Source organism: uncultured Comamonas sp., from assembly GCF_964277875.1.
Taxonomy (GTDB): Bacteria; Pseudomonadota; Gammaproteobacteria; order Burkholderiales; family Burkholderiaceae_C; genus Comamonas; species Comamonas sediminis.
Map to the genome: position 1 here is coordinate 37,616 of NZ_CAXYJV010000044.1, position 14,094 is coordinate 51,709.

A 14,094-nucleotide genomic window follows, 5' to 3' on the forward strand; every position below is an offset into this window, starting at 1 on the left:
GCGTCCCTGCCGCCCGGCATGGCGATGAGAGATCCAGCGCAGGCGCCCCCCGTTCATGCGCCGGTCTGCAGCGTCTCTTGCTGTTCCTGGGCGCTCGGCAGAGTCACCCAGCGGGCCAGCTTGGGCCGCAGCCAGTTCTCGAAATCATCCATCACCGCGTAGACCACCGGCACCAGCACCAGTGACAGCGCCGTTGACGACACCAGCCCGCCGATGACGGCGACGGCCAGCGGCTGGCGGAACTCCGAACCGCTGCTCACGCCCAGCGCCGTCGGCAGCATGCCCATGGCCATCGCAATCGTCGTCATGATGATCGGCCGGGTGCGCTCATGCGCGGCTTCCAGCAAGGCCTCCGTCTGGCTCTTGCCCATGCGCTCGGCCTCTACCGCATGCTCCACCAGCAGGATTGAGTTCTTGGCCGCCAGGCCCATCAGCATCAGCAAGCCAATCAGCACCGGCAGGTTCAGCTCCCCACCCGTTGCCAGCAAGGCCAAAAAGGCGCCTGCCAGTGACAGCGGCAGCGCCGCCAGGATGACCACCGGTTTGACAAAACTGCGGAACAGCAGGATCAGCACGCCAAAGATCAGCCCCACCCCCGCCATGATGGCCAGGCCAAAGCTGGCAAACAGCTCCTGCATGCCCTCGGCATCGCCATACAGCGGGCGCGATACCCCTGCGGGCAGGTTCTTCAGGAACGGCAGCGCATCCACGGCCGCATTGGCCTGGCCCAGCGACACGCCATTGACCTCCGCCTCCAAGGTGATGCGGCGCTCGCGGTCAAAGCGGTCGATGTGCGATTCGCCCACCTGGAAATGCATGTCCGCCACCGCCGACAGGGGCACCGTGCCACCCTGCCCCGTGGGCACCCGCAGCGCGCCAATGCTGTCCAGATCGCGCAGCGCATCCTGCGGCAGGCGCACCCGCACCGACAGGCGCTGGCGCCCGGTGTTGAACTTGGATGCCGTCGCATCCAGATCGCCCAGGCTGGCCATGCGTGCCACCTCGGCCACCACATCGGGGGTCACGCCCAGGCGGGCGGCTGCATCGGGCTTGAGCCGTATTACCAGCTCGGGGCCGGGGTTGGGCGCCACCTGGTGCACATTGGCCAGCATCGGCAGGCTGCGCAGCTGCCGCTCAGCATCTGCGGCCGTGCGCCGCAGCAGCTCGCCATCGTGGCCGCCCAGGATCACCTGCAAGTTCTGCGTGCCGCCGCCTTCGCTTTCGCTGTAGCTCAGCCGCACATCCGGCACCTGCAGCAGCAAGGGCCGCATATGGTCCTGGAAGGCCTTGGTCGTCATCGAGCGCGGCGACTTCAGCTGCACAATCACCGAGCCCTTGCGCGGATCGCCATCGCGCTGGCTGCTGCCCACGCTGACAAACACATCCTGCACATCACCTTGCTGGCGCAGCAAGCGGGTCAGGCTGGCGGCCGAGGTGCGCATGTCCTCGGTGGTGGCGCCCGGCGGGCCTTGCAGGCTGATCTGCACCGTGCCGCCATCGCCCTTGGGCGCAAAGCCGGTGGGCAACAGCGAGGCCAGCATCAGCGAGCCGACAAAGATCAGCACACCGGCCGCCAGCGACAGCCAGCGGTGCGCCAGCGCCCATTCCAGCAGCCGGCGGTAGCGGCCCACAAAGGGCTTGTGCGGATGGGGCTGCGCCGAGGGCTTGAGCAGATAGGCGCACATCAGCGGCGACAAGAGGCGCGCCACCAGCAGCGAGAACATCACCGACACGGCCACCGTCACCCCGAACTCGCGGAAGTACGGCCCGGCATAGCCGCCCATGAATGCCACCGGCAAAAACACCACGGCAATCGCCAATGTGGTGGCCACCACCGCCAGACCAATGGCGTCCGCCCCTTCCATGGCGGCACGCCAGGGCGATGCCCCCGCCTGCACCCGCTTCTGGATGTTCTCCACCTCGACGATGGCGTCATCGACCAGCACGCCGATCACCAGGGTCAGCGCCAGCAAGGACAGCATGTTGAGCGAATAGCCCAGCCAGTGGATCACCGCAAACGTCGGGATCAGCGAGATCGGCATGGCCACGGCGGCAATCACCGTCGCGCGCCAGTCGCGCAAGAACATGAAGACGACCACCGCCGCCAGCAGCATGCCTTCGAGCAAGGTCGCGACCGTGGCATCAAAGCTCTCGCGGGTGTTCTTGGCGCCCGACGACACCAGCTGGAAGGAGACACCCGGCTGCTCCTTGGCCAGGGCCGCCACCGCCTTGGCCACCGCCCTCTCCACATCCACATCCGATGCGGCCTTGGTCTTCATCACCTGAAAACCCACCACCGCCTCGCCATTCAAGGCCGCAAAGCCGCGCCGGTCGCTGGCGCCGCTGGCCACCGTGGCCACATCGCCCAGCCGCAGATGGCGGCCATCGCGCGTGGCAATCACCAGCTGCTCGAGCTCCTGCACCGAGGGGGCAGCAGCGAGGATACGCACCTGCTGCTCCTGCGCGCCAATCTGCGTGCGGCCGCCCGATGCATCCAGGTTGTGGGCGCGCAGCGCATCGTTCACGGCCACGGCCGTCAGGCCCAGCGCCTGCAAACGGGCGGGGTCCAGAGTCACCGTGATATCACGCGCCACACCGCCCACCTGGGTGACCTGGCCCACCCCTGGCTGGGCCACCAGCTTGCGCGCCACCACATCCTCGATGAACCAGTTCAGTTCCACATCGTCCATGCCCGGCGCTGCAACCGCATAGGTCAGCAACGGCAGCGCATCAAAATCCAGCCGCTCCACAATCGGCGGCTCGATGCTGGCTGGCAGGTTGGCACGCACCCGGTCAATGGTGGCCCGCACCTCGTCCACAGCCCGCTGCGGGTCCAGCCCGATCTCGAACTCCACCACGGTCAGGGACATGCCCTGGGTGACGGTAGAGATCACATGCTTGACCCGGGCCACATTGGCCACGCCGTCTTCCACGACCCGGGTGACCTGGGTTTCCACCTCGGTGGCCGCCGCGCTGGGCAAGGCGACGGCCACCTGCACGATCGGAAAGGACACATCCGGGTAGAGCTTGATCGGCATGACCCGGTAGGCCATCAGGCCGGCCACCATGATGGCGATGAACAGCACCACCACGGGGATCGGGTTCTGGATGGACCAGGCGGAGATACGCAGCTTCATGGCTGGCCTCCGGCCGCTGCAGCACTGCCTGCGGCCTGAGCGGCTGGCGCTGCAGCGGGCTTAGCCGCCGGCTCGGCTGCTGTGCTGACCTGTACCCGGTCGCCATCCAGCACAAAGGCGCCGCCACCCAAGGCCAGGCGGGTGCCCACCGGTGGGCCATCGCGCAAGGCCACCCAGCCCTGGGCGCGGGCGCCCAGGCTCACCGGCAGCTTGCGGATGCGGCTGTCCGCATCGATGGTGGCCAGTTGCGGGCCACCGGCTTCAAAGTGGATGGCTTTTTCCGGCACCGCCGCCACCGGGGCCGCGGCCTGCGCAAAACGCGCCTGCGCAAAGCCGCCCGGGCGCAGATCGGCCCGCACCGGCAGTACCACGCGCACCTGGGCCAGCTTGGTCTTGTCGTCCACGCGGCGCGACAGCAGGCGCACCTTCCCTTCCAGCTCCACGCCTGATGCCAGCGCCACGTCCACCTTGTCGCCGGGCTGGATGCGGTCCACCTGGTCCTCGGGCACCTCGGCGGCCAGCTCCACCATGCCGTCCCGCGCCAGGCGGAACATGGCCTCGCCGCCGGGGCTGGCCACATCGCCACGGCGCACATTGCGCTGCAGTACCACACCGGCCACCGGCGCGCGCAGCACCATGCGCTCGGCCTCCACGCGCAGCCCGGCCAGGTTGGCAGCGGCCACATCGGCATTCGCAGTGGCACTGGCTGCGGCCGTGCGGCGCTGCTGGATCTGCTCGTCCGACAGCACGCCCTGGCCGTCCAGCCCTTCGACCCGCGCCGATTCGGCCTGGGCCTGCTTGGCCTGCGCCCGGGCCTGCACCAGGCTGGCCTGCGCCTGGGCGATCTTGGCCTGCAGCAGGCCATCGTCCAGCCGCGCCAGCGCTTGGCCGGCGCGCACCGTATCGCCCTCATCGGCCAGCAATGCCGCCACGCGGTAGCCACCCAGCTCCGGGCCAATGGCAATTTCTTCGCGCGCCACCAAGAGGCCCGATGCCTGCTGCACCCCGCCCATGGGCCGCAGCTCCACCTGCGCCACGCTCACCGTGCGCACCACCTCGGCCACCGGCTTGGGGGCTTTGTTTGCACTGCCGTCGGAGCAGGCCACCAGCCCCAGCAGCGCGACCGACCCCAGGCCCAGCCTCACACCCACACGCCATCCGCTTTTCTTTGATTGCCGCATTGCATCCCTCTCAATTCGTCTTCTGTGTGTCGGCGCCCAGCGCATCCCGGGGCCAACCGCCGCCCAGCGCCTGGAACACCTGCACCGCATGCGCCAGCGCCTCGGCGCGCGCCTGGGTCAGGCCCCCGCGTGAGTCGCGGTAGACCTGCTCGGCATCGAGCACCACGACCAGGTCAAAAAAACCGGCCTCATAGCCTTTGCGTGCCGCTTCATAGGCGGTCTGCGCGCGTGCCTCGGCCTGCGCCAGCACCTGCAGCCTTTGCCGGTCCGGCGCCATGCGCAGCAGCGCCTGGTCCGTTTCGGAGAACGCGCGCTGCACCACCTGCTCATAGGCAATCACCGCCTGCTCGGCCCGGGCGCCCTGGGCGCGGGCATTGGCCAGCAAACGCGGCCGGTCCAGCACCGGCATGGCCACATTGCCTGCCAGCGACCACAGCCCGGTGCTGAGCGACGCGCCCTGCTTTTGCCAGTTCAGCCCCAGCCCGGGGGTCAACGTGATGCTGGGCAGCAGCGCCAGGCGCGACAGCTCCAGCCCGCCAGCGGCCGCATCCATCTGGGCCTGGGCCTGCAGCACATCGGGGCGCCGTGCCAGCAAATCCGCCGGCAAGGCCTGCGGCAGCGCTGGCGCCTGGGTCTGGCTGTCATCGAGCACCAGCGCGGACAAGGGCTGGTCGCCCTGCCCCACCAGCACCAGCAACGCGCGGCGTGCGGCATCCAGCTGCGACTGCAGCACCAGCGCATTGGCCTGGGCCGCCAGCAAGCTGGCATCGACCCGCGCCACATCGGCCAGCGCCACCAGGCCACGCTCGAGCTTGCGCGCCAGCACCTGCTGCAGCCGCGTCTGGATGGTGATCGTCGCCTGCGCATCGGCCAGCGCGGCGGTCAGGCGCTGCGCCTCAAACAGGCTGCGCGCCACTTCGGCGACCAAGGTGGCGCGCTCGCCATAGGCGCCATAGAGCGCCGCGCCGTAGTCGCCATCGGCCTGGCGCGCCAGCGCATCGCCCCGGCCCAGCACATCGAGCTCCCAGGACACCTGAAAGTCCAGCCCGGCGCTGCTTTGCCGGCCCAGGCCGGCGCCGCCCGCCGCAGCACCGCCCAGGCGCTGCACGTTGCGGTGGTCGCCACTGGCACGCAGCCCCCCTTGGGGCTGGTACTGCCTCAGCGCGGCTTCGCGCAGCGCCCGGGCCTCGCGCACCCGTGCCAGGCCCATGCGCACCTCGGTGCTGGCGGCCAAGGCCTGGTCCACCAGGCGGTTGAGCAGCGGCTGCTCGAACAAGGTCCACCAGGTATCGAGTTGCGGCGCGGCCTGCACAGCCTGGGGGCCGGCCGCAGCAGGCGCGACCGAAAACTGCGCGGCCACCACCGGGGCCGGCGCGCGCGCATCGGGCACCGAGGAGCAGCCCGACAAAGCCGCCAGGCACAGCGGCGCTGCCGCCCATAGAACGTGTTTCATTGCAGGGGCCTCAGTCTTTGGTGGTGCGGCGGGCTGCAGTGCTGCGCGCTTTGCGCGCTTTCGGTGCTGCCCCAGGGGCTGAGGCAGGAGCCCCTGCCTTCCGCTTGGCCGGCACCGCTCGGGTGGCCTTCTGCGTTTGCCGCTCAGCCAGCTTGGCCAGCAGCTCCTGCAAGGTCTGGGCCGTCACCGCATGGAAATCCTGCGCCTGCTGCAAGCGCGCAGTGGCGTCAGCAGGCAATGGGCTGGCTGCCAGCAACTCGTCCACATAGGTCGTAAAGCGCTGGCAATCGGCAATGCTCTGCTCCAGCACAATCAAGAAGGGGTTGGCGCGCAGACTGAAAAAATCCTGCCGCTCACCGCGCATCGCCACCCGCTCAATGATGCCCAGGCGCTCCAGCAGACGGGTATTGGTGCTCACGCTGGCCCGGCTGGCCTGCATGCGCTCGGCCAGCTCGGCAAAGCTGATGGGCCCGCCATCGAGCAAAAAAATGCCGATCAGGCGCCCCGCGATCCGGGGCAGACCGCTGGTCTCCGCCTGGATCGCATTGCGCTCGATGAACAGCTCGCGCGCCTCCAACGCCGCTTTCGCCTTGTCCTGCTGGGTCACAGCCACCATCCTTCATTCATATTGTTCAGTCACCGCTGAACAATATAAACGAATTCGGGTTGACCCTGGTTTTCAAAAGTAACGCTGGATTGGAAAAAGAGGCCGAGGTAAACGGCCCTTGCGTTCGGAGCGTCAGGACTGGCGCAAAGCCAGCCGCGCGGTCAGCAGGGTGCGTCCCGGCTCGGAATCGATCTCCAGCACACCGCCGACCCGGCCCATACGCACGGCCATCGAGCGCATGCCAATGCCCAGACCCGAGGCATCCACCGCAGCCACATCAAAGCCTACGCCATCGTCCTCGATCTCCAGCACCAGGTCGTCAGCCTCGGGCTGCAGGAAGGACAGGCGCACATGGCGCGCCTGGCTGTGCTTGATCACATTGGTGAGCGCCTCCTCGACCAGGCGCGTCATCGCCAGGTACTGCAGCGCATCGGGCGGCGTGCGCCAGGCGGGCGCGTACTGCCAGTCGCAGCGGATGTCGAGTGCATCGAACAGGTTGGCAAAGCGGTGGCGCAGCGGTGCCAGCCATTCCTGCGGAGAGCCAGGCACGCGCACCTGGGCCGAAGAATTGCTGTCGATGGTCTGGCGCAGGTCATCGCGGATGTGCTTGAGCATGGACAGCACCTGCGGCCGGGTCAGGCCGCCATCGCCGCCCTGCTCCACGGCGGCAATCATGTGTACCAAGGAGCCGCCCAGTCCGTCATGCAGGTCATGGGTCAGGTTCAGGCGCTCCTGCAGGCGCGCATTCGACAGCTTTTGCGCATCCAGCTCGGCGCGCAGTTGCTCGGCCTTCTTCTGCTCGCTGATGTCAAAGGTGAAACCGATCAGCCCCGTGGTCTCGCCCTGCGCATCGCAAAGCACATGCACCACCTCGCGCACCCAGACAAAGTTGCCATCGCTGGTCAATGCCCGGTACTCGGCTTCATGGTCAACCCCTGCCAGACACAGTTCCACGCAGCGGTTGACCGTGGTGTCGCGCTCGTCGGGGTGGATGCGCTCGGCCCAGTCGTTCACCGTCTGCCAGCTGTCCTGGGTCCAGCCCAGCAGCGCCTCGATCTGCGGCCCCACATAGGTGTACTTTTTGCTCGCCCAATCGATGCGGAACGGAATCGCCAAGGTGGACTCCAGCAGCGTCTGGTAGAGACCGTTGTGGGTGTCAGGCTCCAGGGTGCGTAGACGGGGCTGCGTATCGAGCATAGAGGTGTCAGCGTTACTTCAACAAAGGGTGAACCGTCGGCAATGCATTCCAGAACCAGTAGAAGTAGCCACTGTCCTTGGGCAGCAAGGTCAGGGTCTGCACGCTGGTTTGCGTGCCACCCCGCCAACAGGCCAGCGCGGAATTGCGATTGCCGTGCAGATCGATATAGGCCGCATGGGGATTTCTGGGCCTGGGCGGAATGTACAGGGCCATGCCTTGCGGCACCCAAAGATCGGCGAGAAAGATTTTAGCCCGCTGCGGCCAATAGCGCCCGACCGAAATCACCAGCGGAAGCTGGGGATCCACCGAAGAGAACACATGCGGAAAATCATGGTGCTCCAGATCAGTGCATACCGTGGGCTGCAGCTGGTTGCGGTGCGCCTCGTCCAGATAGGGGCACTGCTGACCGGCAAACATGCCGTACTCGAACGGGGTGTTCTCCAGATGGCGGATCGGGCTTTGCATGCGCAGCCCCTGCCCCGGCTCGATCAACGTGATGCCAAAGGCAGCTGCTGCGTCCCGCGTGGCCCACAGCGGCTCGTACACCACCTCGGTGGCGAGCAACTCCAGCTTGGTCTCCTCACCAAATTTTGTCGGCGGCTGGCTATGCGTGCCACTGACCTGGTAACCGCGCCCCCAGGAAGGCTCAAGCGTCCCGGCCACCGGGGTGCCGGCCACCGGAGTGCCGGCCACCGGACTGCCGGCCACAGGCTGCAGCTCCTTGACGCCTGCAGGAAGTGCTTCGTTGAATTGGGGCATGCCGTCGATATTGCAGACATAAGGCGTCGTCTGCGTATCGACCCCTGTGCCCATGCCGTCTCGAATCAGCAAAGGCGGATCAAAATAAGTGTGGGGCACGGTCAGTCACTCCAGATCGGATGGGCGGGCGATTACGGGGACAGCGAGACAGGGCTGAGCGCTGCGCGGCTCAATCCACCAGGCGGCGCCGGCGCGCTTCCTGCGCCGCCTGGGTGCGCGAGGACACCGACAGCTTGCGGTAGACATTCTTGATGTGCGACTCCACCGTGTAGCGCGACAAAAACAGCCGCTCGGCAATCTCGCGGTTGCTCAGGCCTTCGACCACCAGCTGCAGGATGGTGTGCTCACGGGCGCTCAGGCCGGGGTCATCTGCCGCCTGCACGGCAGGCGGGGCTTGCAGCGGCAGCTCCTCAATGATGCGCCGCGCAATAAAGGGGTCGATGGGCGCGCCGCCGCGCAGCACGCTGCGCAAGGCCATGGCCATTTCCATGTCATCGCGCTCCTTGAGCACATAGCCCACGGCGCCAGCGCGCAACGCGGCCCAGATCATCTCCTGCGTGCTCCAGGCCGATACCACCAGCATCGGCAGGTTGGGCGCCTGGGCATGCAGCTCTTCAATCAACTCCACACCGCTGCCATCGGGCAGGCCCAGGTCCACCAGCACCAGCGATACCGTGTGCGCCTCGCCCGCCAGGTAAGCGCGCGCTTCGGCCAGCGATCCGGTCATCACCAGCGCATCGCTGCTGTAGCCCAGTTGCTGCAGCAGGCCCTGCAGCCGGTTGCGCACCAGCGGGTTGTCCTCCACCACCAGTACCGGTGCGGGCAGTGCGAGATCGGCGGTGAGCATCTGGGTGGGCATGGGGTCCGTTCATATTCCAAGTGCTGCAATTATTCCGCAAGCCCAGGCCCTTGCCCCTCACTGAAAATGGTGAATTTCAGCGCCATGACAGTTTCACGACCACCGCATGGCAGCGGCCAGCATGGAGCTATCAGGTAAAGCGCTTCTCCAGCGCATCCCAGGCGGGCTTGCCCACCAGGCGCTGGCGCTCGGCAAAGGTCGCCACCCAACCGCTGGATTCCTGCACCGCCTTCTCGTCGCGCAGCACGGTCAACGTTTTCTGCATGCCAGCCACAGCGCCCTGCAGCGCCGCATTGGCATAGAGCACGATGCCGTAGCCCAGTTCGCCCAGCTGCTCCGCATCAAAAATAGGGGTCTTGCCGCCAATCACCATGTTCATCAGCTGCGGGGTGGCCAGCCGGGTCGGCAGCGCGCGGATCTCTTCGGCCGTGGTGACGGCCTCCACAAACAGAATATCGGCCCCGGCTTCGGCAAAGCGCTGGGCACGCTCCACGGCCGCCTCAAAACCATGGGTGGCCGCCGCATCGGTGCGCGCCATGACCAGCAGGTTCGGATCGCGCCGGGCATCAACGGCGGCCTTGATCTTGCTCACCGCCTCTTCGGTGGAGATCACCTCCTTGCCGTTGAAATGTCCGCAGCGCTTGGGCGCCACCTGGTCCTCCAGCTGGATGCAATCCGCACCGGCGCGCTCCAGGGTGCGCACCGTGTGGTAGACGTTGAGCGCATTGCCAAAGCCGGTATCGGCATCGACCAGCAAGGGCAGGCTGACCGTGTCGCGGATGCGCGCCGTGTGGTCGGCGATCTCGGCCAGCCCCATAAAGCCCTGGTCTGGCATGCCAAACCACATATTGGTCACGCCCGCCCCGGTCACATAGATGGCCTCAAAGCCCAGGTCCTCGATCACCTTGGCCGACAGCGCATTGAAGGCCCCCGGCACCAGCACGCCCCGGCGGGCCGCCACCATGTCTTTCAGCCATTGCTTGGTATCCATTCCACAGTCCCCTGTTCAAAAACAATCGCCTGGCACCCGCACGGTGCCTTCCATCAGAATGCGTGCGCTGCGGCTCATCAGCGCCTTGGCCACCACCCACTGGCCATCCTGCAAGCGTGCCTCCGCCCCCACCCGCAGGCTGCCCGAGGGGTGGCCAAAGCGCACCGCGTTGCGCTCGCCCCCGCCAGCGGCCAGATTGACCAAGGTGCCCGGCACCGCCGCTGCGGTGCCAATCGCCACCGCTGCCGTGCCCATCATCGCGTGGTGCAGCTGGCCCATCGACAGCGCCCGCACCAGCAAGTCCACATCCTGGGCCTCCACCGCCTTGCCGCTCGATGCCGTGTAGCTGGCCGGAGGCGCCACAAAGGCAATCTTCGGTGTGTGCTGGCGGCTGGCGGCCTCGGCCAGGTCCTGGATCAGGCCCATCTTCAGCGCACCATAGGCACGAATGGTCTCCAGCCGCGCCAGGGCCTGGGCATCGCCGTTTATATCGCTCTGCAGCTCCCGGCCGCTGTAGCCCAGGTCGTGCGCATTCAGAAAGATCGTCGGAATGCCCGCGTTGATCAAGGTGGCGGCAAAGCTGCCAACCCCGGGCACATCGAGCCGGTCCACCAGCTGGCCGGTGGGGAACATCGCGCCGCCATCCTCGCCCTCGTCGGCGGGGTCGATAAAGGCCAGCTGCACCTCGGCGGCAGGAAAGCTCACGCCATCCAGCTCAAAATCGCCGGTCTCCTGCACCTCTCCGTTGCGGATGGGAACCTGGGCAATGATGGTCTTGCCAATATTGGCCTGCCAGATGCGCACCGTGCAAACGCCGTCCTGCGGGATGCGGGCCGGGTCGATCAAGCCCATCGCGATCGCGCAAGGGCCGACGGCGGCCGACAGGTTGCCGCAGTTGCCGCTCCAGTCCACAAAGGGCTTGTCGATAGCGACCTGGCCAAAGAGGTAGTCCACATCATGGTCCGGCTGCGTGCTCCTGGCCAGCAGCACCGCCTTGCTGGTGCTGGACGACGCATTGCCCATGCCATCGATCTGCTTGCCATAGGGGTCGGGGCTGCCCAGGGTGCGCAGCAAGATGGCATCGCGCGCCGCGCCGGGCTGCTGCGCGGGCAGCGGCAAATCCGGCACATGGAAGAACACCCCCTTGCTGGTGCCACCCCTCATATAGATGGAGGGAATCTTGATCTGGGGAGGATGGGCGGTCAGGGTTGTCATGGTCGTTCAGAAAAAAACTGGGCATTCACACCGGGGCGGCTTGCACAGCGCGGGATGCCAGAAAATCCTGCGCAAAGCGCTGCAGCACACCGCCTGCCTCGTAGACAGACACCTCCTCGCCGGTATCCAGGCGGCAGGTCACCGGCACGCGGTCAATCTGGCCATTGCGGCGCCGGACCACCAGGCTCAGCGTGGCCAGCGGTGTGCGTTCACCTTCCACATCATAGGTCTCCGTGCCATCCAGTTGCAGCGTCTTGCGCGTGGTGCCGGGCTTGAACTCCAAAGGCAGCACGCCCATGCCGATCAGGTTGGTGCGGTGGATGCGCTCAAAGCCCTCCGCCACCACCGTCTCCACCCCCGCCAGTCGCACGCCCTTGGCGGCCCAGTCGCGGCTGGAGCCCTGGCCGTAGTCGGCGCCGGCAATGATGATCAGCGGCTGGCGGCGCGCCAGATAGGTCTCCATCGCCTCCCACATGCGCACCACCCGGCCCTCAGGCTCAATGCGGGCCAGCGAGCCCTTTTGCACCTGACCATCGACCACGGCCATCTCGTTGACAAGCTGGGGGTTGGCAAAGGTGGCGCGCATCGCCGTCAGGTGGTCGCCCCGGTGGGTGGCGTAGGAGTTGAAGTCCTCTTCGGGCAGGCCCATCTTGGCCAGGTACTCCCCAGCGGCCGAGCTGGCCAGAATGGCATTGGAGGGCGAGAGGTGGTCGGTGGTGATGTTGTCCGGCAGCAGCGCCAGCGGCCGCATGCCCTGCAGGCTGCGCGGATGCGCGGCCAGCGCGCCCACACCTTCGGTGTCCCAATACGGCGGCCGGCGGATATAGGTGGACTGGGGGCGCCAGGCATACTGCGCCTCGGCCTGCTCGCCATCGTCCACGCGCAGCGCAAACATGGGCTCGTAGACCGCACGGTACTGCGCTGGCTTCACGGCCTGGGCCGCCACGGCATCGATCTCTGCGTCGCTGGGCCAGAGGTCTTGCAGACGGATCTCCCGCCCATCGACGATGCCCAGCACATCCTTCTCGATATCAAAGCGCACCGTGCCCGCAATCGCATAGGCCACCACCAGCGGGGGCGACGCAAGGAAAGCCTGCTTGGCATAGGGGTGGATGCGCCCATCGAAATTGCGGTTGCCCGAGAGCACGGCCGTGGCATACAGGTCGCGATCGATGATCTCCTGCTGGATGCGGGGATCGAGCGCGCCGCTCATGCCATTGCAGGTGGTGCAGGCAAAGGCGACAATGCCAAAGCCCAGCGCCTCCAGGTCTTCCAGCAGCCCAGCCTCTTGCAGGTACAGCTCCACCGCCTTGGAGCCGGGCGCGAGCGAGGTCTTCACCCAGGGCTTGCGCACGAGGCCCAGGCGCCGCGCATTGCGCGCCAACAGCGCCGCGGCCATCACATTGCGCGGATTGCTGGTGTTGGTGCAGCTGGTGATGGCGGCGATGATGACGGCGCCATCGGGCAGCAGGCCCTGCGCCTCCTGTGCGCGCGCCAGCGCCAGGGGCTGGGCGCCGGCAATGCCGCGCTCGGCCAGCTGCGAGGTCGGCAGGCGGCGGTGCGGGTTGGAGGGGCCGGCCATATTGCGCACCACGGTCGACAGGTCAAATTGCAGCACCCGCTCGTAGCTCACCTGGGCCAGGCTGTCAGCCCAGAAGCCGGCGGTCCTGGCATAGGTCTCGACCAGCTGCACCTGCTTTTCATCGCGGCCGGTCAGCCGCAGGTAGGCCAAGGTCTGCTCATCCACCGCAAACAGCGCGGCAGTGGCGCCGTACTCCGGGCACATATTGGCGATGGTGGCGCGGTCGCCAATCGAGAGGCTGCGCGCACCCTCGCCATAAAACTCCACATAAGCGCCCACCACCTTTTGCTGGCGCAAAAACTCCGTCAGCGCCAGCACGATGTCGGTCGCGGTGATGCCCGGCTGGGGCCGGCCGCTCAAGGCCACGCCGACAATGTCGGGCAAGCGCATCCACGAGGCCCGTCCCAGCATCACGTTCTCGGCCTCCAGGCCGCCCACGCCCACCGCAATCACGCCCAGCGCATCCACATGCGGGGTATGGCTGTCCGTACCCACGCAGGTATCAGGAAAGGCCACACCATGCTGCACATAGACCACCGGCGACATTTTCTCCAGATTGATCTGATGCATGATGCCGTTGCCCGCCGGGATCACGTCCACGTTCGCAAAGGCCTTCTTGCTCCATTCGATGAAATGGAAGCGGTCCTCGTTGCGGCGGTCTTCGATCGCGCGGTTCTTCTCAAAGGCCTCGGGGTCAAACCCGCCGCATTCCACGGCCAGCGAATGGTCCACGATCAGCTGCACCGGCACCACCGGGTTGACGGCGGCCGGGTCACCGCCCGCCTGGGCAATCGCATCGCGCAGGCCCGCCAGGTCCACCAAGGCGGTCTGGCCCAGGATGTCATGGCAGACCACGCGTACCGGAAACCAGGGAAAGTCGATGTCGCGCCTGCGCTCGATCAGCTGGCGCAGGTAGTCCGGCAACTGGGCCGGGTCGGCGCGGCGCACCAGGTTTTCGGCATGCACCCGCGCCGTGTACGGCAGGCGCGCCCAGGCGCCGGGCGCCAGCGCATCGACTGCCGCCTGCGCATCAAAATAATCCAGGCCGGTGCCGGCCAGTGCTTGTCTGTAATCGGTGTTCATGGGGCAGTGCAAACCGGCGGGCAGGCCAC

General features: G+C 67.0%; 10 protein-coding genes. All 10 read right to left on the reverse strand.

Going from position 1 to position 14,094, the window contains the following annotated elements:
- Positions 1-53: 53 nt before the first annotated feature.
- The 10 genes from ACHWUQ_RS17795 to acnD all read right to left on the reverse strand — a co-directional run bounded on the left by ACHWUQ_RS17795 (position 54) and on the right by acnD (position 14,065).
- Positions 54-3,137, reverse strand: a complete 3,084-nt coding sequence (locus tag ACHWUQ_RS17795; RefSeq protein WP_394681925.1) for an efflux RND transporter permease subunit — start codon at positions 3,135-3,137, stop codon at positions 54-56.
- Positions 3,134-4,318 (reverse strand): efflux RND transporter periplasmic adaptor subunit, encoded by a 1,185-nt coding sequence (locus ACHWUQ_RS17800; protein WP_394681926.1) that lies wholly within the window; start codon positions 4,316-4,318, stop codon positions 3,134-3,136. Before ACHWUQ_RS17800 ends, ACHWUQ_RS17795 begins: the two co-directional genes overlap by 4 nt.
- 10 nt (positions 4,319-4,328) lie before the next feature.
- The gene (locus tag ACHWUQ_RS17805) at positions 4,329-5,771 is read right to left on the reverse strand and encodes an efflux transporter outer membrane subunit (protein WP_394681927.1); all 1,443 of its coding nucleotides are present in this window, start codon (positions 5,769-5,771) and stop codon (positions 4,329-4,331) included.
- 10 nt (positions 5,772-5,781) lie between these two features.
- On the reverse strand, positions 5,782-6,378 hold the full coding sequence (locus ACHWUQ_RS17810) for a GbsR/MarR family transcriptional regulator (protein ID WP_394681928.1): 597 nt from the start codon (positions 6,376-6,378) through the stop codon (positions 5,782-5,784).
- A gap of 132 nt (positions 6,379-6,510) precedes the next feature.
- Positions 6,511-7,575 (reverse strand): PAS domain-containing protein, encoded by a 1,065-nt coding sequence (locus ACHWUQ_RS17815; RefSeq protein WP_394681929.1) that lies wholly within the window; start codon positions 7,573-7,575, stop codon positions 6,511-6,513.
- A gap of 13 nt (positions 7,576-7,588) precedes the next feature.
- On the reverse strand, positions 7,589-8,434 hold the full coding sequence (locus tag ACHWUQ_RS17820) for a hypothetical protein (RefSeq protein ID WP_394681930.1): 846 nt from the start codon (positions 8,432-8,434) through the stop codon (positions 7,589-7,591).
- 70 nt (positions 8,435-8,504) lie between these two features.
- Positions 8,505-9,194, reverse strand: coding sequence for a response regulator (locus ACHWUQ_RS17825; protein ID WP_394681931.1), 690 nt, complete (start codon positions 9,192-9,194; stop codon positions 8,505-8,507).
- A gap of 130 nt (positions 9,195-9,324) precedes the next feature.
- Complete coding sequence (locus ACHWUQ_RS17830; protein ID WP_394681932.1) at positions 9,325-10,185, reverse strand: oxaloacetate decarboxylase; 861 nt, start codon at positions 10,183-10,185, stop codon at positions 9,325-9,327.
- Between the two features lie 15 nt (positions 10,186-10,200).
- Positions 10,201-11,400, reverse strand: coding sequence for a 2-methylaconitate cis-trans isomerase PrpF (gene prpF, locus ACHWUQ_RS17835; protein WP_394681933.1), 1,200 nt, complete (start codon positions 11,398-11,400; stop codon positions 10,201-10,203).
- Positions 11,401-11,425: 25 nt separating this feature from the next.
- Positions 11,426-14,065 carry a Fe/S-dependent 2-methylisocitrate dehydratase AcnD gene (acnD, locus tag ACHWUQ_RS17840; RefSeq protein ID WP_394681934.1) on the reverse strand — a complete coding sequence of 880 codons (2,640 nt, stop codon included), beginning with the start codon at positions 14,063-14,065 and terminating at the stop codon, positions 11,426-11,428.
- Positions 14,066-14,094 lie beyond the last annotated feature (29 nt).